We start from the raw sequence: 23,968 nt of genomic DNA on the forward strand, positions 1-23,968 counted from the left end.
ACCCATAACGAGCACTCGATCGCCGCCTGTGCTCTTCGCTCGTTGTCATGCCAGGGTAAGACGCCCGGATTACACGGCATGATATGCCCGGATACGAACCCATAAGAATTGTTCGCCGAAAGTATATGTTGAACATTTAAAAATCTAAGTTGATTGTTTGATTCGTGGCTGTTCTGAACAACGCGAAGAGATCAAACAATGACGACGATGCAATCAAACGAGACGGCCACGGCGCCAGGTTCTCGATCGACCGTTTGGGTGATCGGTTTCGTGGCCGCACTCGCCGGTCTCTTGTTCGGCATGGATATCGGCGTCATATCCGGTGCCCTGCCGCTGATCGAGAAAGCGTTTTCTGTCAACGACTTCATGCAGGAAATGATTGTCAGCGCCATGATGGCCGGCGCTGCAGTCGGGGCAGCGTTCAGCGGCCAGATCTCACGTCGCTTTGGGCGTCGTCGCACACTGTTGATCAGCGGGATCGTGTTCGCAGCAGGCGCGTTGTTTTGTGCCGGTGCCTGGTCGCCGCTGTCTTTGGTGGCCGCGCGCGCGGTCCTCGGGATCGCGGTCGGTATGTCGTCGTTCATCGCACCGATCTATCTATCCGAAGTCGCGCCGGAATCGGTTCGTGGACGGCTGATTTCGTTCTATCAGCTGATGATCATGACCGGCATCCTCGTGGCCTATCTGGTCAACGCCGTGTTCGTGGATATCGGCGGCTGGCGGCTCATGCTCGGCGTGATCGCCCTGCCCGCCTTGCTCATGGTGATCGGCATGGCCACGCTACCTCGGAGTCCGCGCTGGCTCATTGATCGCGGGCTGACCGATGAGGCACACCGGGTGCTCTTGCAATTACGCGGTGGCGATCAGTCTCGCGTGGATGCCGAAATGGCGCTCATCCGCGACAGTGCACAACTTTCCGAGGCCGGTGCCCGGCTCTTTCGCAACAACGCCAATTTTCGTCGTTCGACGGGGCTGGGCATGGTGCTGCAATTCATGCAGCAGTTCACCGGCGCGAACGTGATTCTCTACTACGCCCCGCATATTCTGGAGCTGGCCGGCTACGACAGCGCGCGGCAACAGCTTTGGGGCACGGTTTTAATCGGCGTATTGATGACGCTGGCGACCTTTATTGCGATCGCCTTTGTCGACCGTCTCGGTCGCAAGCCATTACTTTATAGCGGTTTCAGCGTCATGGGCATTTGTATGTTGTTATTGGGGGGCCTGTACGAGTACGGGCTGGCCAGTATCTGGGCGCAGTACATCGCGATCAGTCTGCTGGGCGTTTTCGTGATCAGCTATGCCATGAGTGCGGCGCCCATGATCTGGGTACTGTGCTCGGAGATTCAGCCGCTGCGGGGTCGCGACTTCGGTGTGACTTGCTCGACTGTGACGAACTGGGTCTCGAACATGATCATCGGCGCGACTTTCCTGACCCTACTAACCACGTTGGGCAACGCCGGCACGTTCTGGCTGTATGCCGGGCTGAACTTCGTGTTCATTCTGGCCACGTTCTGCCTCATTCCAGAAACCAAAGGGGTCTCGCTCGAACGGATCGAACAAAACCTCATGGCCGGACGGCCCTTGCGCCGGATCGGCTTGTAAGGCCTTGTAAGACTCCGTATCAACGCGTGCTGAATCGAGCGCCGCCCGGCCGGTTTAAAGCCCACGACCGCTCGATTCCAACCGCCAACCGACACTGGTTGCACAACCAAGAGCGTCTCCCCGAAAACTCAATGCCCGCCAGAGGTATCGGCGTGCTGATCGGCGGTTTCGGTATACCGCGCCGTCTGGGCATCCGTGGCGGGTTCTTGATACGCGGCCTTGAACTGATCGTAGGGCATGCCATAGACACGCTCGCGTGCGGCGTCATAGTCAATGGCCACGCCGCGCGCGTCCAGCTCGGCCATGTACCACTTGGATAGACAGTTTCGACAGAACCCGGCCAGGTTCATCAGGTCGATGTTCTGTACGTCCGTGCGCTTTTGCAGATGGGCCACAAGATCACGAAAGGCCGCAGCCTCGGCTTCGATACGGGTTTGGTCGTCCATAAGAATTTCCTTGTAACGGGGTGTGTGCGCTACACCAGTTTATAGGCCACACACAAAAAACCCCGTGACTCATTCGAGCCACGGGGCGGGTTCAACACGGGCACGATCGACGATCGTGCCCGGTTGCTAGCGGCTTACAACGCAGCGCTGTTCTTGTCAGCAACGTCGAAGCGGTCATGCATCATGACCTTGTTCCAGGCCGCGACGAAGTCACGCACCAGCTTTTCCTGGCCGCCCTTCTGGGCATAGAACTCGGACAGCTGACGCAGCTGCGAGTTGGCACCGAAGATCAGGTCGCACCGAGTGGCCTTGAACTTGGTCTCGCCCGACTTGCGGTCATCCAAGGTGAACTCCATGCCGTCTTCATCAACCTTTTTCCACTCGAAATCGGTGGAGGTCAGGTTCAGGAAGAAGTCGTTGGACAGCACGCCCGGCTTGTCGGTGAACACGCCGTGCTGCTTGTAGTGGCCCTCGGTGTTGACGTCCAACACACGCAGGCCGCCGACGATGGCTGTCCATTCGGGCGCCGACAGACCCAACAGCGCCGCACGATCCATGAAGGCACGCTCGGGGGCGATGTTGTAGTTGATGTCGGACCGGTGGAAGTTACGGAACCCATCGGTGACCGGCTCGAGCCAGCGGAAGGCCTGGTTGTCGGTCTGCTCGTCCGTGGCGTCGTTACGACCCGGGGTGAACGGCACGTGGATATCCACGCCGGCGTCCTTGGCCGCCTTTTCGACCGCGGCACAGCCGGCGAGCACGATCAGATCAGCCTGCGAGATCTTCTTGCCGGACTGCGCGCCATCAAAGTCGTTCTTGATGCCGGCGAGCGTGGTCAGAACCTTGTCCAGCGTGGACGGGTTGTTGACCGGCCAGTTCTTCTGCGGGTCCAGGCGGATACGCGCGCCGTCAGCACCGCCACGCTTGTCCGATGTACGGAACGTGGAGGCCGATGCCCAGGCCGTACCGGCCAGCTCGGAGACCGTCAGGCCCGAATCCAGGATCTTGGCCTTCAGGTGCTTGACGTCGTCGGCGTTGACCAGTTCGAAATCCACGGCCGGGATCGGATCCTGCCACATGAATTCTTTTTCCGGCACTTCCGAACCGAGATACCGGGCACGCGGGCCCATGTCACGGTGCGTGAGCTTGTACCAGGCCTTGGAGAAGGCTTCGGTGAAGTAATCGAAGTCTTCCAGGAAGCGCTCGCAGATCTTGCGATAGGACGGGTCGACCTTCAGCGCGATGTCCGAGGTCATCATCATCAACGGATGATCAACGCCTTCCAGATGCGCGTCCGGCGTACGACGTGCGTCCTTGTCCACCGGCTGCCACTGCAGGGCACCGGCCGGGCTGCGCGTCTGTTCCCATTCGTACTTGAACAGGTTCTCGAGATACTCGTTGTCCCACATGGTGGGGTTGGAGATCCACGAGCCTTCGATGCCGTTGGTCATCGTGTCTTCGGCGTTGCCCTTGCCGCGCGGGTTGTGCCAACCCAGGCCCTGGGATTCCATCGGCGCGCCCTCCGGGGCATAGCCGATTTCGTCCGGGGGCGTCATGCCGTGGGACTTGCCGAAGGCATGGCCGCCGGCGATCAGCGCGACCGTTTCTTCGTCGTTCATGGCCATACGGCCGAACGTGATACGGATATCGCGGGCCGAATCTTCGGGGATGCCCTTTTTGGCCGAGCCTTCCGGGTCCACGTAGATCAGGTTGGAGTTCGAGGCCGCCAGCGGCGCTTCCAGATCGTAATCGTCTTCGCCGTTGGTGCCCGACCAGCGCAGGTCACGGTTGACCATCTGATCCGGGTGGCCTTCGAACGGGCCGCGCGGGGCGTCCTCGATCTTCTTGCCATACCAGGATTCCGGGCCCCAATACGTCAGGCTATCCGGTTCCCAAGCATCAATTCGACCGCCGGCAAAGCCGTAGGTCGGGAAGTTCATGATCTCCAGCGAGCAGTTACCTGTAAGCACGATCAGGTCGGCCCAGGAGATGGCGTCGCCGTATTTCTGCTTGATGGGCCACAACAGACGACGCGATTTGTCGACGTTGCCGTTATCCCACCAGCTGTTGATCGGGGCGAAACGCTGCATGGCTTCGCCGGCACCACCGCGGCCGTCGGCGATCCGGTACGTACCGGCCGAGTGCCAGGCCATGCGGATCATCTGCGGGCCGTAGTTGCCGTAATCCGACGGCCACCAGTCCACGGAGGACACCAGCAGTTCCTTGATGTCTTTCTTCAGGGCTTCCAGATCCAGCTTCTTGAACGACTCGGCGTAGTCGAAGTCCGGGTCCTGCGGGTTGGCTTCACGCGGGTTCTGGTGCAGCAGCTCGACCTCGAGGCGGTTCGGCCACCAGTGATCGTTCTGCGGCTCCGAGCCGGCAGCCCCGCCGACAGTATCGCCGGCGAACGGGCATTTGCCGCCGACCTTCACTTCTTCGAACGCTGCGTCCGAGCTTTGCTTGTCATCCATATGCTTGTTCCTGTTTGAATCGACGCGATGCGTCAAGGCGTTTCGATCGATGTGTCTTGTGGGTCCGGCACGCCGGCCGTATGCGGAGTCGGCAACTCGTGATTGGCATCCTGGCAGCTGGCACACAGCCCCCAGAACACGATTTCAGCCTCATCGACGATGAAACCGTGGCCATGGCCCGGGCTTAGACACGGCGCCTGCCCGGTATGGCAATCCAGATCCACGATACGGCTACATTGACGACATACCAGATGATGATGGTTATCACCGGTACGCCGTTCAAACCGTGCCGGATGACCGGCCGGCTTGATCTGACGCACAAGTTCCACATCAACACAGGCAGATAAGACGTCGTAGACCGCCTGTTTCGAGATCGTGCCGAGCGTATCGGCCACGCCGCGATGTACGTCATCCACTGTGGCGTGCGGACGCCCGCCGAGCCATTCGAGGATAGCGCGCCTCGGTGCCGTGACCCGAAGGCCACGATCACGCAGGGCAACACGGATGTCGGTATCGATCTCTTTCATCGCAGGTCCGATGATTGGGCATTAACTTGAACCAGTCAAGATTAGCCTGGACATGATAATCGATAGTCTTGATAGGCTTTGCCAATAAGTTTCGAACGACGACACGCCGGTTATCCGATCGTCACACTGACAGGGCCGGATGACGCGTCGATGACGCGTCGCGCCTTATCCTTGGGTGCCGCGGGCGACGATGCGTTCGGCCAGCGCGTGCACCGAGCACGGCGCACTGCCTTCGGCCTTGTTGTTGATGGTCACAAAGACCGGCTGGCCGGCCCGGGCGGTCCCGGCTGCCACCCGAGCGATCTGCTCGCGTGTTGTCTCGTCGGCGTCCACCAGTTTGTCGAACGGGGCATAGTCGGCGCGGGCGCGCTCATAGCCGTGCACGCCATGTTTCATGTTCAGATTCCAGCGGCAGACAAACGGCCCGGGCCATAGGCGACGCAGGATCGGCAGCTGCTCGTCGATCGGCGGCAGGCGCGGATGCAGCCCCAGGCAATAGGTCGCGCCCACGTCAGCCAGTGCAGCAATGAACCGCGGGCCCAGCCATTCGCGATCACGCACCTCGACCGCCAGCACGCTATCCGGCACGTGCTCACGCACCCGCGCGACTGCGGTCAGCATGGCGTGCAGGCGATCGATCGTCGCATCAATCTGGGCAATCGCATCACGCATGAGCGGGCTGAACTGGAACACCAGTGCGCCCAGTCGTGTTGCCAGCCCCTCGGCCGCCGGCTCGGCGCACAGGCGCCATGCTTGTTCCGGACTTAGAAAATCCGGGTTGACCGCCCGGCCCTTGCCGCCCGTGCCTCGAATCAGGCTGTCGGTCACCTGCGCCGGGGCCTTGACCACATAGCGGAAATTCGACGGTACGGCCTCGCCGTAGGCGCGATACTGCTCGGCGGTCAACGGTTGATAAAACGCACGATCCAGACTGACGGCCCCGAACAGCGGGTGCCGGGCATAGGCGGCGATACCTTTTTGCGAGAGCATCTTGTCTGTGTAGTGACCGTCCCAGACCAGATTCTGCCAGCCCGGAAAATTCCAGGATGACGTGCCCAGCCGTACGCTGGCCGGCAAACGACGGCCCAGCGCATGGATGGTCTCATCCTGGCGTGCCGCACCGACGGCCGTCGGCGGTGGTGCGGGCTCGGTATCGGGAAATAACGAGCCGCTGGCCGGCGCGGGGCCTGTCTCGGCGGCCATCGCGTCAGTCGCTATCGTCGGCCGGGCCGTCGGCGGGCCCGTCGCGACCGGTATAACGCTCGAAGTGCTTCATGCACTCGTCCAGATGATCCTCGAACATCTTGCGATATTGCGAGGTGAAATAGTTCACCGCGTTTTCGCGCTCGGCGGCCAGCTGTTCGCGGTCTTCGACGGTGGCTGCCACCTGAAAGGCATTGAAGCGCGCGGTGGCATACATGGCCGAGGCACTGACCTGGCCGGTGGGCACTTCACTGGCCTGGCGGTTCAATACGTCGATGAGCGTATCGGCCCGGGCCCGAAACGCCGGTGTGAGTTGGTTGTCACTCATAGAAAACGAGGCGTGATGGAAAAAGGACGCGACAGGTTAGCGAATTCTGTCGCGTGGGTCGCCGGTCCCTGTTACCCGGAAAACTCGATGATCAAGCGTGTCGAGCGCGCAGCGCATCGAAGAAATCGCCGGCCGCGCCTTCGACGGTGGCCCGCGTGCCCAGCAGCACCCATTGATGCTGACGCTCCAGCGCGCGATACGCGGCATGCGAGACATGCCCGTGAATACGGATAGCATCGGCCCGTGGCCCGCGGATAAGTCCCAGATCCCCGCCATCGCCAAACGACATGAGCACGCCCTTGTCCTTGAACACGAAGCCCTTCGGCGTGTCGCCGTCGAGATACGCCATGATTTGCGGCGCCAGATGCTCAGCCTGCTGGCTGGCGACCTGAGCCGTGGCCGGCCACGGATTATCGTCGTGTACGCAGCAATCGCCCAGCGCGAAGATATCGGCGTGCGCCACGCTCTGCAGGGTCTTACCAACCCGCCACTGTTGCTTGTCGTTCGTGGCCAGCCGCTGATCGTGCGCGGCCAGCGGCGGGCCGACACGCCCGGCCGCCCATACCGTCATATCGCTGTCCAGACGCGTGCCGTCCTCGGTGACCACGCCGTCGGCCTCGACCCCGGCGATGGTCTGGCCGGTATGAATCGTCACCCCCAGTCCTTCCAGCCGGGTGCGTGCGCCACGCCGGGTCGGCGCATCGTCGAAGCCGGGCATGAACGTGGCGCTGGCCTCGACGAGATGGATCGCCAGGGTCTGGGCGCTCGTCGTATCGGCTCTGGCCACCACATCTGCATGGCTGGCCAGATAACCGGCAAGTTCCACGCCCGTCAGCCCGGTGCCCACGATGACCACCTGGGCCGCCCGCGGCGGCGTCTGGGCGGCCGCATCGTCCAACGCCTTAGTGAAGCGCTTGTACAACGCCTCGGCATCGGGCGAACGATCCAGCATGAGCGCATGCTCAGCCACACCGTCCACGCCCAGATCGGGCGTTACACCGCCCAGCGCCAGCACGAGCACGCGGTAGTCGCGCTCATGGCGGGCCTCGCCGACAGCGAGTGCGATGGTTTTCGCGGTGGGATCGATATCGGTAAGCGCGGCCTGCTCGAATACGAATCCCCAACGCTCGGCAAGATCGCGATAACGGATTTCACCCAGCTCGCCGCGGGCCGCTCCGGCTGCCAACTCGTGCAGGCGGGGTTTCCAGACATGCGTGGGGGCCTGGTCAATCAGGCGCACACGGGCACAGCCCGCACGAGCCAGGCGCACGGCCAGTTCGGCCCCACCGGCTCCACCGCCGACGATGATCACGTCGCTATCTTGTTCACGCATCGCTTACCTTTTCGACTCTGCTCAACGAACGACATATGAGACACAGATTAGCGCCTGCGCGGCTCGATCACATGATCCAGGCGCAGATGCTCGATCATGGGATCGTCGGCGTTGGCGATGAGCGTGGTTTCGGCGATGACATAGGCCCGCCCGGTGATCGTGTTCTTCACCACTTGACGTGTACCCACTGTTTCCCGCGCCACGAACTCACCGATGAAGCGCGTATGGCGCAGGGATTCGGTTTCCAGGCGATCGCCCGGCTCGATCAACCCTTGATGATTCATGAGCGCCAGGCGCGCGGATGTGCCCGTGCCGGTGGTACTGCGACAGATCACCCCCGGATGCACATAGGTCGCCGAACGGGCGCGATGATAGCCCGGCGCCAGCGTCTCCACCGGCCCCATGAAATGCAGGAACGGGAGCGGGCCGACATCGCCGAGCGTGTCGTGCACGAACGAGTGCGCACGCCGAATCGCCTCGACGATGGCATGGGCGGTTTCGGCAAGCTGGCGCTCCTCGGCGGCCACGAGCGAAAAACCCAGCATCTCGGCATCAACCAGCGCATAGAAACCGCCGCTGTAGGCCACGTGGTACGTCACGCGGCCAATGCCCGGCACATCGATTTCGGCATCCACGGTGTCGATATAGCTCGGCAGACCCTCACAGGTCACCGAGCGCACGACATCGTTTTCCACGACCGCGCTGACCTCGACCCGGCCGGCCGGTGCCTCGAGCACGAAGCATTGCTCGCCCTCCTGTTTCTCCACCAGGCCAGCTTCGAGCACTGCGGTGGCCGTACATAATGTGTTCGACCCGGAATAGATGGGATACCCCATGACTTCCATGATCACGTAGCCGGCCACGGCGTCCGGCTGGCTGGGGGGCACGATCAGATCGACCGACATTTCGGGAATGCCGTTGGGCTCTTCCAGCAGCAGTCGGCGCAGGTCATCGGCGTGATCGCGCAGATACACCATCTGCTCGCGCACATTGGCGCCGGGCAAGGCTTTCACGCCGCCTAGAACGATGCGCGAGACATCGCCCCCGGCATGGGTATCCATCACGCGCAGGGCGTATTGTTGGGTCATGTGGCGGATCCTGTGGCGGGTGTCGTAAGCAAACTGTCCGGGGTATCGATCGCGAAACGCGCGCCGTGCGCGGCCCACTCGCTGTCGGGCACCACCACGATCTTGCCCAGATAAGCGCTGCCGCGGCTGACGAAGTAGCGCTCGCAGGCATGCAGCTCGGACAGGCGAAACGCCCCGTGCAGTACCGGCTTGAGCCGGCCGTCGCGAATCCAGGCCACGAGTTGGCGGGCCTCGTTCGGCGTGCCGTGCGAAACCCCGAATATCTGCACCTGATACAGATAGATCACGGTCCAGAGCAGCTCGGAGACGTTGTTTTCCGAAGCCCCGGCGATCGACAGGCGCGGATAGCTCTGTCGCTGTGACATATCAAAGGTCATGGCCTGGATGAAGCGCGGCGTGGCGGTCCCGCCGACCAGATCCATCACGGCATCGATCGGCGCGCCGCCGGTGGCCGTGCGTACCTGTTCCACGAAGTCCGTAGTGTCGTGGCGATCAAACACATGGGCCGCGCCCAGCGCCAACAACGGCTCGGCCTTGTCGGCCGTCGACAAGGCATACGGCACGGCCCCGACGATCCGACACAGCTGAATGAGCGCGGTGCCCACACCGCCGCTGGCCCCGGTGACCAGCACCCGCTCACCGGCGGTGATGTTCGCACTCGTCATCATGTGATACGCCGTCTGGTACGAGCACATGCCAAGCGCGGCCAGTTCGGCATCGGCCAGATCGGTGTTGGTGATCTCGTGGAACTGTGCCGCCGGGACGACCACATATTCGGCAAAACCGCCGTCTGCCCCGTGGCCGTAGTAATCCGGCAAGAGATTGATATCGTCGCGCTCGCTGGCGTAGATATTGAAATCCACCAGGCCGCGCTCCCCGATCCGCTCCGGCGCGACGCCTTCGCCGCAGGCCACGATACGGCCCACGATGTCCGCGCCCTGTATTCGCGGGAACGTCAGGGTCGGCGTGCCGCCGATGGCAAACGAGGTGGTATCCGCCTTGTCCTTGGTGGGATACAACCCTTCGCGGGCCTTGCGATCGGTGTTGTTCTTGGCTGTCGCGCTCACTTCGACCAGGACCTGGCCTGCGCCCGGTTCCGGTACGGCCACGTCATCGCGAAGGACCAGCTGATCAAGCCCGCCGTGCCCCATCAATTGAAAGGCCGACATGGTTTTTGCAGAAATTACAGACATAGATCGATACACGTGCCAACAGCCCGCTCATGGTAGGGCCTTGCGAGACAGGACACGAACGATCACGACGAATTTTCACGATCCGGCCACCCGAGCCCGTTATGGTACGAAACCGTTCGCGATTCTTCACTGCCCCATGCCGCATCTATTTACCAACCGCCCGCGTGCCGCGCGCCATTACGGAAACGACGACGAGATTGATATCGGCCAGCTCTGGGAAACCAAGAACTCTCTGCTTTATGAGCTTGGCGGCGTCCTGTTCATCGTGGGCAGCGTGTTGTTCTTCCCGCGTTTCGAGGCCTGGAAGGACATCGGGGCGTGGCTTTTCTTCGTCGGCTCGTTGGTCTACCTGGCCGTGCTGATCGACGACCTGGTCGAGGTCACTCACTTCTGGCCCCGGGTCAAGCCGTTATCGATCAGCCGGCTGCTCGAGGCGTGCGCACTGTGGAATTACATCATCGGCACGCTGCTGTTCACCGTGGGCAGCCTGTTCTTTCTCTCCTGGTGGCACTGGTTCACGCTGGGGGCCTGGTGTTTCGTGATCGGCTCGGCCCTGTTTGTGGCCGGCGCCTGTCTGAACGCGCTGATGATCATCCGGGCGTCGTCGGTCATTACGCTCCAGATGATGAACGTGATCGCGGTGACCTTCATAACGGGCTCTCTGCTGTTTCTGATCGCTTCAATCCCGTATCTGTGGCAACTGGAAAGCGCGGCCGATGAGGCCACGGTGCTGGCGTATCTGGCCTGGCAGTACCTGATCGGCAGCGTGTTGTTTCTCGTGGGCGGCATCATCAATCATCGCCGCTCGCGCCTGGTCAGCCGGCATCGCAAGGACGCCATCGCCAAGGATCCCGAGGCCGACGCACGGCTCATGTCGTTCATGCGCGGCGAAATCGACGAGTACGAATTCGAACGCCTGACGCCAAAACCGCGGCCTTGAACGACAACAGATAAAAGATAAACCGCACCGTGGGCCTCCTGGAGCCCACGGATGCGCCGGTTATTTGACGCAGCGCCCCGTAACGACGCCATATTCGCCCGGCCAGGGCTTGCCGCCGGCGGGTGCGCTCGGTGGGCTATCAGCGTCCCGAAACGCCAGGCGGCATGCCGCGTGGGCGCTCACTCCGGGGCACGGGGCTGTGTGGCCCACCAGATACACACGATCAGCGCCAGCTGGAGCGGCAGGCGCAACACCAGCGCCCAATACGGAATCGCCGGGAACGCTTGCGCATGCAGCAACATATGGATATTGGCCGGCGTGACGGCCACGGTGAGCGCGATCAACCCCCACCCGGCCCAGCGGCGCGTGCGGCGAAAGAGTAGCGCCGCCGCGCCGAGCAGTTCGAGCGCCCCGCTTGCCAGCACCAGCGTGCGATGCGCGGGCAGCCAGACCGGCACGATCATCATCTCGAGTTCCGTGGCCACAAAGTGGGCGATACCGCCCAGGAAAAACCAAGCGAACACGAACACCAGCGCCAGGCGCCGCATTGGTGTCAAAACTGAGCTGTCACGATCAGCCGTGGATAATATCAAGCTGGGAGAACGCGCCGCGGGCGTGATCGGCCTGAAACATGGCGTGGTCACGCGTCACGCGCGCGGCAGCTTCTTCGGCAAACTCGATCATGTCGGCGATGAAAAGCTCGGGCGGGCCCATCGCCTCGATGATGTCGGGCTCGATATCACGGGTGATATTGCCGGATTCATCGGACAACGCATGCACGCGTGCCAGCACGCGGCCACAGATGCCGGCATAGGTTTTCCACTGGTTCTTGGACAGATCGTCCAGATCGATATCGTCTCGATACGGCGCCCGTTCGCGCGTCATGTAGCTCAGGCCCTCGAAGTCGATATGGCCATAGAAGCGATCGCCGCGCACCAGATGCACGGCCTGGGCATGGCTGATGCGCTCCCCGCGCGTGTTCTTTTCATAGGAGGACGGCGGCACCAGGCCCGACAACGCGGAATGGCGCGCCTGCTTGTACTCGAGAATCAGATCATCACTGCCATCGGCCTGCGGGCCCTCGATAAGCACGTAATAGCGGTTCAAGCCCAGCGAGGCCGTGCCCTGGCCGCGTCGCAGGGCGACGTCCTTGACCCGCATGCCCTGGGCCCGCAGCGGCACGGTGATATCGTTGTCCTTGACCAGCCGGTCGGTGATCGCCTGAAACTCATCGCGCCGAGCGGTGATCGGCACCAGTTCGTCGGTCGCTCGAAAACCGGTCTTCGGTTCGTTGAGATAGTCCTCGACCAGCCACTCGGCACGGCTTTCCTGGGCGTTTTCGATCAGCTTGCGGATCAGCTTGGGCGCATTGTCCAGGCGCATCTCCTCATCCTGCTCGGTGCCCTCGCGCGCCAGGCGATTCATGTCCTCGACATAGCCTTTCACGAAGTGCTTGACCACCTTGCGCTGATGCTTGGCCGATAGCTCGCCCTCGGTCGCGGCCGCGATCATGAACCCCGTGGCCCCGCGTTTGATGTCCCAGGTGAACGGGGCGTAATAAGCCTCGTCGAAATCGTTCACGCTGAAAATAGGCACGTTGTTCATGTTCGGCATCACACCGAAGTTTTCCGGGTGCACATCGCCCAGCGCCAACACCGTGGGCATCCACGCATCGTCGCCGGCCATGTCCCGGTAGAACAGCAGTGCGGTGCCGCGGAAGAACGAGAACAACGAATCCGCCAACGTATCGAACTTCACCGTGGCATCGTCGGCATCCGCGGCGATCCGCGTGGTGTGGTCTTCTCGCAGGCACTGGCGTACGTGCTGTCGCCGATCATGGCCGGTCAACACGCGCGGGCGCAGCACGAACTCGCCGTCGGCGACCTGCTCGGCCAGGTGACGAAACGCCGCCACACGTGAGCCGATCCGGCGCGCTGGCGCCTCGGCCTGACCCGGCCCGCCGTCGCGGCCGGCCAGAACCGCCACGAGCTCGTCCTTGCTCATCGCCGAGCGCCCCGGCACATCCAGCGCCTGTGCCCGCTCATAAAGTGCCTGGCGCGTCTGTGCCTTCAAATCGGTCATCGACAAATCCCCCTCGGGCCAGCGCCGCAACAGGCACTGGCAATACGTGTGGCATCAATATGCCGCATCCACACGCTGGCTGGCGATCATCGGCACAAAAGCTGCCCGCACGGCCAAGATCCCGGCGGCCACGAGCCAGCCGGGACGACGTGCAAACACAACGACCAAGACATCGCGCGGCACAACGTGCCGGCATACCAGCGGCCAAAGCCGCACCAAGACACGGCATGGCGAATACGGCACAGCCATGTCACACCCGCCCGCCGCACGGACAACACGCCACACCTGATCGACCAGCCACGGCGGGCGGCTCCTCGGCTTGTCTACGTTGCGGGGCAAGCCACGGGTGGGTCTGGTCTTGTCCTTGGCTTGCCACGCGATGCGACTGCCCGTTTGTCCGGCACCTGGCGCAGCCACACCCGCTGTATCTTACGACGAGACGCTTCGCCGCGCCGCCCCCGACGCTCAATCCGCAGAAATAATTTGTAGCGTGACCGGCACCACGCCCGCGCGCTTCATCCGCAACCGACGGGCGGCCTTGCTCGACAAATCGATGATTCGCCCGCCCACAAACGGCCCGCGGTCATTGATCCGCACGGTGACCGAGCGCCCGTTGTTCTGGTTCGTCACCCGAACGCGGCTGCCGAACGGCAACGCCCGGTGGGCTGCCGTCAGCCGCGACGCCCGGTAGCGCTCGCCGCTGGCCGTCCGGCGGCCACGAAACTTGTCGGCGTAATACGTGGCCTGCCCGGTCTGGTAAATCGCCCCGGCGCCACCGGCGCCCGGTGCTCGGTTGCCAGAGCGCGGCCCGCTCGCGCAGCCGGCAACCATCAGTGCCGCGCCTAAAACCACCGCCAGGCCCAACGTCTGTTTTCGCACCGCTACCTCAATCAGCCACCAAGCCGCTCACGATACGACAGCCGCGGGCGTGCTCGTGAACGCCTTGGGGCCCGTTGCCTCCTGCGCGGGCATTGCCAACGCTGAATTCGAGCCCTTGGAAACGCATCTACGAACCGGCCGGCCGCGGGTGGGTGATGACCGATTCATCAACAACGCCGTTCGCCTGCTCGGCCGCCCGCTCCACAGGCAAAACCCGGCCCGGAAACCGAAACATGAATCGTGACGAAACCGGTCGACGTAGGCGCTTGCGATTTGCAAAGTCCTATCCATCGCGGTCTGATGCGCGCTGGGGACAATTGAAGGGGGAACGATGTTTCGAATTCTAGCCACGGCTCTGGCCGTTTTGATAACGGCATTCGCTCTGTGGTGGCTCAGCCGCGGCATCATTCCCCCATCGACCGTGCGCTTTGCCGCCGGTATCGAAAACGGCGGCTACTGGCATATCGCCGAGCAGTATCGCGACATCCTCGCCGAAGACGATATTGATCTGAAACTGATCCCCACCGCCGGCTCGGCCGAAAACGCACGCCTGCTTGCCAACGGCAAGGCCGATGCCGGGCTGCTGCAAGGCGGCATCACCCTGGATCGTGATATCGAAACCCTGGGGGCCGTCTTTACCGAGCCCTTCCTTATCTTTGCCCACCAGACCGACGGCACAAGCGTGCCTACCAATCCCGCGCGCTGGTCCGGTCTGCGTATCGCAGCGGGTGCTGCCGGCTCGGGCACGCGGGCCGCGGCAACGTCTTTTTTCAACGCCGCGGGCTTGAGCAACAAAAGCAACACGCTGCTACCGCTGGGTGATGCTGAAGCAGCTAAAGCCCTGGCCGATGGCCGCGTGGACATCGCGCTGTTCGTCGCCCCGCTGTCCGCGCCCTATCTATCGACCGTGCTGGCCGACGCAGACAGCACCCTGCTCCAGCTCGATCACACCGTGGCCCTGTCACGGCGCATGCCGCAATCCATACGCGTGGATGTTCCCTCCGGCGCCTTTGGGCTCAACCCGCCCCTGCCGCCGGAACCGGTCACCCTGCTGGGCCTCGTGGCCCGTATTGTCGGCCAACCCGATCTTCACCCGGCCATCGTCGATCGCCTGGTCGAAGCCGCACGTCGCGTCCACGAATCCGGCAACATCATCACGCCGAAAGACAAATTCCCGTCGATGGACAACACATCGCTGCCCCAGAACGCCTATGCCCGCGACCTGATCGCCGACGGCGAAAGCCCGTTGAACGGCTTTCTTCCCTACTGGGTCACCGCACAGATCAGCCGCTTTGCGATCCTGCTGCTGCCAATCGTCTTCCTCGTCCTGCCGCTGCTGCGCGCGTTACCCGGCCTGTATCAATGGAGCATCCGCAACCGCGTGTTCCGCCATTACGCCCGGATTCGAGAGATCGACAACGAAGCCGATGCCACCGACGATCCCGAAACACTCGGCGCGCTGAGAGCCGAACTCATCGAGCTAGATCGACACATCGCCGCACTAAAGCTGCCATTGCCCTACCGCGGTTATGCCTACAACGCCCGCATGCATATCGACCTGCTGCGTAAACGTATCGCGCTTCGGGAGTCAGAAACCAGTACGGCTGCAACCGGCTGATTCGACCGGGAAACGGACAGCCAGCGCCGTTTAACGCAAGTCTATTGGTGGGGGGCTAGCCGCGTACCGAGGGGGCGATACACAGGCTCAAACCGACAGCGTCAAGAGCCTGTTGGTTCGCATACGGCCCCATAGATCGGGACGGCATGTTTATTTGATCAAATATCGTGGGCGCCGATCTCGATCTCATAGCCGCGGGTCGCGGAATATTCGGGTCGTATCGTTTCAGCTTCAACGGGCGACCAGACAACCCGGCAAAACAGGCACAAGAAACGCCCGAAAATCGGGCGTTTCGTCGTGCAGTTCGCTCGGCTGGTTAGCCGCCGAACTTCTCGTTTTCACCAATATCCGGCGTCTTGTCGTTCTTGACGTTCGCCTTGGCGATTTCATAAAGCTGGAACACCTTGCTTTCTTTCGAAGCCCAGTGCTCGCCCATCTGGATATCGATTTCCAGCATGACGACTTCCGGATCCTCTTTTTCCGGCAGCCAAGCGGCAACTTCCGAGTTCCAGTATTTGTCGATCACGTCTTGATCTTCCGTCAGCCGAGCCGTGCCCGACATCGACACATAAATACCCTCATCGGGATCAGAGAACGTCAGGCACACTTCGCTACCGCCCTTGGCCTCAATCACCTTCTCGGCGCTGCGCTGGGTATAGAACCAGATCGTGCCGTCGTAATCATCCTGCACCAGGTGCATGGGACGGGCACGCGGCACGTCATCGTCTTTCGTGACGAGCATGCCGACCTTGATGTCTTTGATCAGGTTCCAGATCTTCTGCTTGTGTTCGGGGCTGGACATGGTCTTTCAATCCTTCAGTAATTGATTGCGCCTAGCTTGAACGTGACGCTTGGCCTCGTCTAGAACCAAGCCCACGCACAAGCCGATTGCTCAATCGTATATCAGAAGACGGCCCGAGTACGCCGGCGTGGTCAAGTTGCCCGCCTGTGTCGACGAACGTCCATCAACCAAAGGTTCGGCTCGACCACAAATTTAACCGAGAAGGATCGCGCCATCACATGTCGACCGTTGAAACGACTATCGCAGGTGGAGCCCACTTTTCCGTAATCTCCGGATCAGCTCAGTCTGTCCCCGATAATTATTCTCACCGGCAGCGTCCCGTAGCCGCCGATGGCGAGACTCATCGGCCGTTTTCTGCGCCGTCCACCGCGGTCACTCGCAGGTCGCGAAATGCCGGACTGACCTGTAGCGCTGCGCTGCGGCGGTCCCCCTGGTCGACGAGAGTATCAAGGATGCGGAGCAGCTTCTGCCCGAGCGCGAGCGGCAGCGGCGAGGAGCGGTCAGCGATGTCCTGAACCCTGGAAGCGATCCTGGCGGCGATCATCGTGCCGCGCCAACGGGCACCTAGGTCGGTACTTGCCGCGAGCGCCGCGAGGATGGCGTCGGCGAATTCGTCTGCGGGGAAACGCTCGCGAGCACGCTCCGTCAGCGTCAGAAAATTCTCCATGATCGTTGACGCCCAGCCAGTGGTGCGGACGAAACGGTTCACGGTTGGCAGTATCAGGGCGATGTCAGACCAGTCACCATTCGAGAACCGGTGGGCAAGCGAGGCCTTTTCCACTCCAACAAACATCAGCCATTTCGCGAGCTGCGGCATCGAAAAGCCGTGGAGTTCGCCGGGGCGGTATGCGGTCCGGCTGAACGTTGTTGCGGCCAACAGCCTGTCGACCGATCGATCGAGCACAACAGGTGTAATCTGCGAGACCTCGGCGATGTCCAATACGTGCTGGCATATGAACATCTTGACGAGCGGCGTGAGCAGGTCGAAGCATGTGTCCTCCTCCTCGACGGCGCAGATCGGCGCGATAAAGCCTGCTTCAGCCCGACTGGGATCGATGAGGCCGACGAGAACCCCAAGCACATCGCCGAATCGGTGCGTCCACTCGATTATGTCGGCTTTATTGACGTCCCGCGCGCGAGATGCCCATGCCGGTGCACGCCGCTCGATCGTCCACTCAAGCATCGCCTCGCAGAACGAGACGAAGGGAGTCTCAAAGCCAGCAGCCAGGATTGCCCGCGCTGGCTGCTTGGCCAGTATCTCGCCAGCGCGGTCCGAGCGCCACCATCCGTCCGCGGCTCGCCAGTGCGTTGGCGGCGATGTCCCGCCTTCTTCGTCCGCGTCGGATGCCCGATCGACGCGCTGGCGATCCTCCGCCACCGTGGTGGTCCATGGTGTCGGTGGGATCGGCAGTGGGGCCGCGTCAAGGTCGAGCTTGGCCAAGGCCGCATCGAGCTTGCGCTGCCGTGCCTCGGCACCGGCGTTTGGATCGTGCATCGAGTTTGCGTCGATGTCGCCGGAACTGATGATGCAAAGGTCAAGGGCGAGTCCGAGACCCACCCAGCAAACCTTTGGCGCGACGTCCCACAGGGAGGCGAGCAGCGCAGAGGTCGCCAGCCCAACGTTGTCGAGTGGGTGAATCAGCGTGGTGAGCAGGTTGATCGCGTGCTGGTCGGAATCTGGTTCGCGGCGGAGGTCGGCGGCTGCGGCGCGAGCGACGAAAATGACGTGGTGCCAGCTGACGATGCCGACGGACGACCAGAGCGGTCCGCCCTCCTCAAGACAGTCGGCTGCGTGCGCCAGCACCGCCCGCGCCCAACCGACGTCTGGACTGTCCGGGGCGAAAGCGACAATAACCGCTGCGGCTCCTGCCACCGCCCCCCTTCGAATGGAAATCTGATCGTTGTCCGTCGACGGCTGGAATAGTGTTTCGTCGTTGAGCGAGCGGGCGCTTGCGACGGCCTGCTCGATCGTCATCGCGTCCGCGACGCCGCCCTGCTCGAACGAGTTGTTTGCCCAGTGGAACAGGGCGAATGTGCGCAGGTGCTCCTGCCCCTCCTCCAACCGCTCGCGGACGCCCGGCTCCTCGAGGATGGGGTTGGCCATGACGATGGCCTGTCGATCTGGTTGGTCAGGCACGTCCACCCGTCGGTAGTGGGCGAGGTCGCCCCATGCCGCGTAGGTCCTCGCCTGCTCCGCCGCATGGTCCAGCGCGCCGGGATGGTCGCGCTCCTCCTCCAGCTCAAAGTCGGGCGTGTCGCCGAACGCGGTAATTGCGTCGCGGACCCGCTTCGCGGCCGCGGCGTCAACCTGCAGGACGTGGAGGGTCGCCAGGCTCCGAATCTCCTCCAAGCGCACGGGCAGAGTGTTGAGCGCCTCGACGGCGGTCGCGTCCTTGCGGTGGTGCTCCTGCCAGAACCCGATCTGGCTCGATGACCGAACGCTCGCCTCTTGGACGTAGCGCTGGATGTCCGCGCGCCAGAGGCGCTGTGTGGTGACGAGGGCCTCGTTGACCGGCGTGACGGCAGGCCTGGCCAGCGCTACGTGGAGGGCGATGCCGAGGGCGGCGATGGAGTCGTTACCGTGGACAATTCTCTCGATCAGCGCGTCGCCGTCGGCGCCGGCCTCTACCTGCTCGAGCGCCCACTTGTCGAGCGCGAGGTAGGCGGAAGCCAGCGGCTTCGGCGCCCACAGCCCTCGGCTCCAGAGATATTCGCGCGCACCACCCCAGAACGTCTGCGTGCCCCAGGGAAAGGTGATCTCGACCGGCACCGGCGTGCCGATGTTCGGCTGGAGGCAATGGAGCTGTCGCCACGCCTCCACCGCATGGTTAGACATCGAGCGCACGAGCCGCAGCCCCTCGTCCGGCGTGTCGTCGAACAGCGCCTGGAAGGGCTGGTGGAGCGGCGAGGCGGGGAAGTATCCGAAGGAATTGCGTTCGATGGAGAGCGCTTCCCAGTCCCAGCGGTCGGGACCCCAGTATCCCAGGTTGGGGCTCGACAGGCTCATCCGCTCGCCCCAGTCGAGGCTGTCCTCCGGCCGACGCCGCAGCTCGTCCCGGTATTCCGCCGACCGCCTCTCCTCCTCGAGCTGGCGCCGTCGCTGGTCCTCCGGCAGCTCGCGGCGGAGATGGTTCAGAGTGAAGTCCGCCAACGCGGAGGGCAGGGCCTGCGACAGCAATGGCGCGAACGCCATGATGTCCTCGAACGCCTTGGAAGAGGCCGCGCGTTCGGGGCCGAACCGGCCTAGATAGGTCGACACCCGGTCTGGCTCTGACCGCGCTGCACGGAGCACGAGGCGCCGTAATGCGCCTTCGAACTCGCCGGTGCCCTCGACGTGGTCCCAGGGATCGGCCGCCTCCTCCTCGTCGCGACGACGAAAGCGTCCCATCCGCTCCTGACGCTGTTCCAGTTTCGAGAGCCAGCCCGCCGCGTGCTCCACGATCATGGCCGAGATCGGGTTCGGGGAATCGGCGATGGCGTTTTGCCAGACCTCGAACAGCGTCAGCACCTGGGGAAGGAGCCGGTGCGGAATCGTGTCCATCCGGCCGTCGAGGTATCGGAGGAAGCGCATCCAGAGCCGAAGGTCGTCCGGCCAGCCGATCATATCTGCGGCGCGCACCCGTTCGTCGCGGTCAGCTATGTTTCCCACCGACCCATCCAGCACGCCCGGGTTTGGGCTGGTGTGCTGCGCCTGGAACCACACCAGCGCGGACCTGAGCAGGGCGTGGTCGTCACTGTCCACCACAGCCTCGAAATCCGCTGAGCGAGGGATGAAGTCCGGAAGGTTCAGCGGTGCGAGGAGCCAGGTGCGACGCCACTGGCTGCGGAGGGCCGGGTCCGAGAGCAGAGCGAGGGCTCCGCTCCAGGCATTGGGGTCCGCCACGAACATGAGCTGCGCCCGCAGTTCCACCGAGCGCCCGATCACGGGTGGCTCGCCCGCCGAACTCAGCTCATCGACCCACCGGTTTCCTGCACCGACCAGCGCCTGGGTGAAAGACCATTCGAAGAAGATGTCGTGCGCGAAGCGCACGAAGTGTCCGTCCGTGACGGCTTCGAGCACCCCATCGTTCGAAAGCTCCTCGACCGGTTCCAAAAGCGCTGGTTCGAGCGCCTCAAGGGAAACGGGAGCGTCAGGTTGCAACGCTCGAAGCCGGACCAAGCGCAGCAGCGCGCGCTGTCGAAGCCGTGCCTCGGTGCCCTGGGCGTCGAAACCGCCGCGGGACCACCACCGAGACATTAGCTCGATCTCGGATCGCGGCGTCCTCCCGGACGCAAGGTCGGGATCGTCCAACACCTTCGCGAAGAACGGCCTGCGCACGAGCGTTCGAACGGGTTCAATTCCAAACAGGAGCGTCCGCAGCGCTGGCCTTGCCACAGCGAGCGCCTCGGCCTCGTCGTCGTCGAGCGCGCCGACTTCGACCGACGCCATCCGGCCGCCATCAAAGAGGCGCGGAAGCCAGGTGCGGACCGGCTCTACGCCTGAATCCCGGAGCGTGGCCAGCACGCGCCAGTCCGAGAGCTCGGAGTGTGCCTCCAGCGCCTCAATGAGGTCGACCACGATGCCGCGCTGCGCCCGGTCGATGCGATCGAGGCCGTCGATGAAGAGCGTGGGGGTGCCGACTGCCGCGATTTCCCGCAGCAGCGGCACCGGATCGTGCTGGGCTAAGCCGATCGATGTCGCGTATTGCGCCCAGCTGCCGCCTGCCATGCGGTCGGCTTTGAGCAACAGCGTCGGCCCGCGGGACAGCGCCGCCTCGACCTCGCGACGCAGCATCACGGACTTTCCGGAGCCCGGAAGTCCGCGGAGCGTAACCAGCTGATACTCCGCCAGCGCCGTCGCCACCGTTGCGCGCACGCCCGCGCGGTCGAGCGTCGCCTCGCCGATTCGATCGAGGATGCTTGCCGCGGCGGGGCCGACCTCGGCTATGAGGGCGTCTAGATCAGTGGCCAGCCATCGGTCGGTGGCGAGGCTGAACCAAGGTGAGACGTCGAGCCTCAGTCCGCCGCGGTCCCACGACCGCGCCGTGCCAGCGCCCCTTCGCGCCATGATCCGTAGCCGATCGGCGAGCGCTACGGCCTGGCCGGCCTGGCCGGTCTGCCCCGACGCAAGCGCTTGCTCGGCGAGCGCGACCGTTGCCGGATCCTCAATCGCCCCCTCGTGCAAAGCGTCGAAGCGGATCAATACGAAGTGGCGCAGCAGCGCGTGCATGTCTTCGACGGTGGCCGGCCTGCCGAGATCGGTAGTCACCGTCTGCAAGTCTTTTAGGATGGCGAGGTGTTCCTCCGAGGCGCTCCCGCCCCGGCCGAACCTCACCGCGAAGTCGGCGGGCGTGGCGCTGGCCGTGGCGAACTCGGCCAGCGCCCTCAGGTCGCGCGACTTTCCAACGGCGGTCGATGGCCCCACCGCCGCTCCGACCCTGTCGATTCCCACGCGGAAGTCGGTCTTGTCGAGCGTCGCCCAGCTGTCGCGGACGATGTCGCGGAAGTCTTTATTCCTCGCGGCCGCGCTGATGGTGATCTCGCGCTTAACTTGCAGGCTCAAGCGCGCAGCCAAACCGTCCGGCGCCTCCCCGTCGACGACAATGTCATCCAGGGGCTCACCGGCGTCCCGCTGCTCGAGCGCGACGCGGACGACCCGGCGCTCTGCCAATCCCGGTGCTGCTGAGCCGACCAGCAATGCGACCAGGTAGCGCGTCGCCACCTGGTCGGCGTATGTGAAGCCGGCACCGCCAGCGAGCTCTGGCGACTGCGTCATGAACTGGACTCCATCGGTTGGACAGTCCGCAGCGATTTTAAAGTCGTGGTCTGTCGGGATATGCCGCCTGCGGTAGCGGCTGTTCGTTGAAGTAAACTTGATCAGAGGTAGCCCGATCAAGGCTTTGGTGATGGCCTTTCGCGTTGCGGTGCAGGGGTCAGGTTTTGCATTGCCACGTTTGGCGTTTATTTTGCTTTACAACCAGTTGACTAACCAATCAATTAACCGCTTTCGCGCTGATGCTTTATTGACAGAATCGCGACCAAGTCGCGGGCCGTGAGAAAGCAGCAAAAACGGGGGCAGGTCTTGCATTGCCACATCCGCATCGTTTCTCGACGTGATTTCAACTCGTTGGCTCGTCAACTGAGTAACCGCTTTCACGCTGATGCCGTATCGACAGAATGGCGACCAGATGTCGTCCCGGCAAGAAGCGGTACAGCGCAACATAGCCGGTGCGCCCTCGTGAGATAACCAGTTCGCGAACCTCGAGCGAATACGCGCGCCCGATGAGCGGGTGATTTTCGAGCGTTTCGATTGCCGTAGTGATGAGACCTACGGTTTCCGAAGCCGCGAGCGGGTCAGTATCGAGAAGAAATTCGGTCACGCGCTCGAGATCGGCTAGCGCCCGGGCGGCATAGATTACTCGCGCCACGGTTTCGGCTGCGGCCGCTCTGCTGATTCACCGCGCGCACGAGCACGAATGTAACGATGGACATCCTTGGCCTCGTAACCTTCGCCGCTTTCGCACATCTGTTCGTACGCGGCCTCGGCATCGGCGAGAAAAGCAAGTTGCTGCTCGGCCGCCACCACCGCGTTCTGTAATGATTCCAGCATGAACGCATGCGCGCTGGTATGGCGTGCTTCTGCAACTGTGCGTAGCCGCGCTTTGAGTTCGTCAGGAAGTTTTAGCGATGTGGTAGACATGACTGGTACCGTAAAACGCGTGGTGCTAATAAAGTAACACCGCGTTATATGGTTGTCAGCGTCACACGCTTGCCGGCTCACTACGCCCCTACGCCATCAAGGATTCCAGTTCACGCGAACGATCCGCGGACAGACGGCGCGCTTGAATCGCAGTATTGAGTTCACGCGCGGCGGCGCTGATTTCGAGCGTAGCGGCATCCACGGCGTAGCCGTGCTCGGCAAGCCAAGACAACGCATCCGACAAGTGCCAAATCGATGGATGGCCTTCGTGAACCGCAGACGGGAACGTGGCGCCGTTCTTCGTAGCGATCTTGCGTAAGTTCTGGCGGGACATGCTGACGTGCTCGGCTATGTCCCTCAGGCCGCATAGTCCGGAAGCACTTCGACCAGTTCGGCGTTATCCACCGCTTTGCGTACGTTAGCGATGGCACTTCCGAGCGCGTCTGTCGCACTGTCGGCCTCGCGAGCGAATTCCAGTACCAGCCGTCCGGATTGTCCGATTCCCGGCAAGGCATCGTCGCAACCGGCCTCGAACAGCCGGTCGATAAGCGCTTCATCATCACCGTCGTGATCGTTCAGACGATATTTGAGCGGAACCCTCGGTGGATTCAGGTTCCAACCGCAACATTTCCGAAAAAGTGAGACATCGCAAGGCGTTGCGTTAAGTTGAGGTTGTCGAGACCATCAACAAAACAGGCCCTGCGATGTCCCATACCCATCTTAGCGCACGCGAGCGCTGCGTCATTCTCACGCTCTCGCAGTTTGGATTAAATCAGG

The 23,968-nt window shown here is 62.8% G+C and carries 18 protein-coding genes and 1 pseudogene; 3 read left to right on the forward strand and 16 right to left on the reverse strand.

What is annotated here, in order from left to right; all coding sequences use genetic code 11:
• The first annotated feature begins 207 nt into the window (after positions 1-207).
• On the forward strand, positions 208-1,602 hold the full coding sequence (locus SAJA_RS01210) for a sugar porter family MFS transporter (RefSeq protein ID WP_221180070.1): 1,395 nt from the start codon (positions 208-210) through the stop codon (positions 1,600-1,602).
• A 128-nt stretch (positions 1,603-1,730) separates the two neighbouring features.
• Here the strand turns inward: SAJA_RS01210 and SAJA_RS01215 are convergent, their stop codons facing one another.
• The 8 genes from SAJA_RS01215 to SAJA_RS01250 form a co-directional block, all read right to left on the reverse strand.
• Positions 1,731-2,048, reverse strand: a complete 318-nt coding sequence (locus tag SAJA_RS01215; protein WP_123656818.1) for a DUF1244 domain-containing protein — start codon at positions 2,046-2,048, stop codon at positions 1,731-1,733.
• A 134-nt stretch (positions 2,049-2,182) separates the two neighbouring features.
• Positions 2,183-4,519, reverse strand: a complete 2,337-nt coding sequence (gene katG, locus SAJA_RS01220; RefSeq protein WP_123656819.1) for a catalase/peroxidase HPI — start codon at positions 4,517-4,519, stop codon at positions 2,183-2,185.
• A gap of 32 nt (positions 4,520-4,551) precedes the next feature.
• The gene (locus SAJA_RS01225; protein WP_123656820.1) at positions 4,552-5,046 is read right to left on the reverse strand and encodes a Fur family transcriptional regulator; all 495 of its coding nucleotides are present in this window, start codon (positions 5,044-5,046) and stop codon (positions 4,552-4,554) included.
• A 165-nt stretch (positions 5,047-5,211) separates the two neighbouring features.
• Positions 5,212-6,249, reverse strand: a complete 1,038-nt coding sequence (locus SAJA_RS01230) for a DUF72 domain-containing protein (RefSeq protein ID WP_123656821.1) — start codon at positions 6,247-6,249, stop codon at positions 5,212-5,214.
• Positions 6,250-6,253: 4 nt separating this feature from the next.
• The gene (locus SAJA_RS01235; protein ID WP_123656822.1) at positions 6,254-6,577 is read right to left on the reverse strand and encodes a DUF3144 domain-containing protein; all 324 of its coding nucleotides are present in this window, start codon (positions 6,575-6,577) and stop codon (positions 6,254-6,256) included.
• A 91-nt stretch (positions 6,578-6,668) separates the two neighbouring features.
• On the reverse strand, positions 6,669-7,910 hold the full coding sequence (locus SAJA_RS01240) for an NAD(P)/FAD-dependent oxidoreductase (protein WP_123656823.1): 1,242 nt from the start codon (positions 7,908-7,910) through the stop codon (positions 6,669-6,671).
• A gap of 47 nt (positions 7,911-7,957) precedes the next feature.
• The gene (locus SAJA_RS01245) at positions 7,958-8,998 is read right to left on the reverse strand and encodes a proline racemase family protein (protein ID WP_123656824.1); all 1,041 of its coding nucleotides are present in this window, start codon (positions 8,996-8,998) and stop codon (positions 7,958-7,960) included.
• The gene (locus SAJA_RS01250) at positions 8,995-10,167 is read right to left on the reverse strand and encodes a zinc-binding dehydrogenase (protein WP_123656825.1); all 1,173 of its coding nucleotides are present in this window, start codon (positions 10,165-10,167) and stop codon (positions 8,995-8,997) included. The genes SAJA_RS01245 and SAJA_RS01250 overlap by 4 nt, the downstream gene beginning before the upstream one ends.
• A gap of 160 nt (positions 10,168-10,327) precedes the next feature.
• On the opposite strand from SAJA_RS01250, the gene SAJA_RS01255 reads away from it, so the two are divergent.
• On the forward strand, positions 10,328-11,131 hold the full coding sequence (locus SAJA_RS01255) for a YrhK family protein (RefSeq protein ID WP_123656826.1): 804 nt from the start codon (positions 10,328-10,330) through the stop codon (positions 11,129-11,131).
• 179 nt (positions 11,132-11,310) lie between these two features.
• Here SAJA_RS01255 and SAJA_RS01260 read toward each other — a convergent pair whose 3' ends face one another.
• The 3 genes from SAJA_RS01260 to SAJA_RS01270 form a co-directional block, all read right to left on the reverse strand.
• Positions 11,311-11,679, reverse strand: coding sequence for a DoxX family protein (locus SAJA_RS01260; protein ID WP_123656854.1), 369 nt, complete (start codon positions 11,677-11,679; stop codon positions 11,311-11,313).
• Positions 11,680-11,704: 25 nt separating this feature from the next.
• Positions 11,705-13,213, reverse strand: coding sequence for a DUF2252 domain-containing protein (locus tag SAJA_RS01265; protein WP_123656827.1), 1,509 nt, complete (start codon positions 13,211-13,213; stop codon positions 11,705-11,707).
• Positions 13,214-13,678: 465 nt separating this feature from the next.
• The gene (locus SAJA_RS01270) at positions 13,679-14,044 is read right to left on the reverse strand and encodes a septal ring lytic transglycosylase RlpA family protein (protein WP_123656855.1); all 366 of its coding nucleotides are present in this window, start codon (positions 14,042-14,044) and stop codon (positions 13,679-13,681) included.
• Between the two features lie 379 nt (positions 14,045-14,423).
• On the opposite strand from SAJA_RS01270, the gene SAJA_RS01275 reads away from it, so the two are divergent.
• Positions 14,424-15,710 carry a TAXI family TRAP transporter solute-binding subunit gene (locus SAJA_RS01275; RefSeq protein ID WP_123656828.1) on the forward strand — a complete coding sequence of 429 codons (1,287 nt, stop codon included), beginning with the start codon at positions 14,424-14,426 and terminating at the stop codon, positions 15,708-15,710.
• 316 nt (positions 15,711-16,026) lie between these two features.
• Here SAJA_RS01275 and SAJA_RS01280 read toward each other — a convergent pair whose 3' ends face one another.
• The 5 genes and pseudogenes from SAJA_RS01280 to SAJA_RS15505 all read right to left on the reverse strand — a co-directional run bounded on the left by SAJA_RS01280 (position 16,027) and on the right by SAJA_RS15505 (position 23,803).
• Positions 16,027-16,512, reverse strand: a complete 486-nt coding sequence (locus SAJA_RS01280) for a pyridoxamine 5'-phosphate oxidase family protein (RefSeq protein WP_123656829.1) — start codon at positions 16,510-16,512, stop codon at positions 16,027-16,029.
• 340 nt (positions 16,513-16,852) lie between these two features.
• Positions 16,853-22,267, reverse strand: a complete 5,415-nt coding sequence (locus tag SAJA_RS01285; RefSeq protein WP_123656830.1) for an NACHT domain-containing protein — start codon at positions 22,265-22,267, stop codon at positions 16,853-16,855.
• 343 nt (positions 22,268-22,610) lie between these two features.
• The gene (locus SAJA_RS01290) at positions 22,611-22,871 is read right to left on the reverse strand and encodes a type II toxin-antitoxin system RelE/ParE family toxin (protein ID WP_245963194.1); all 261 of its coding nucleotides are present in this window, start codon (positions 22,869-22,871) and stop codon (positions 22,611-22,613) included.
• A gap of 35 nt (positions 22,872-22,906) precedes the next feature.
• Positions 22,907-23,191: a hypothetical protein gene (locus SAJA_RS01295; RefSeq protein ID WP_123656832.1), complete on the reverse strand. Its 285-nt coding sequence runs from the start codon at positions 23,189-23,191 to the stop codon at positions 22,907-22,909.
• A gap of 88 nt (positions 23,192-23,279) precedes the next feature.
• Positions 23,280-23,803: pseudogene (locus tag SAJA_RS15505) on the reverse strand (DNA-binding protein).
• Positions 23,804-23,968: the final 165 nt, after the last annotated feature.

The sequence above is a fragment of the Salinisphaera japonica YTM-1 genome, from assembly GCF_003788585.1.
GTDB classification, from domain to species: domain Bacteria; phylum Pseudomonadota; class Gammaproteobacteria; order Nevskiales; family Salinisphaeraceae; genus Salinisphaera; species Salinisphaera japonica.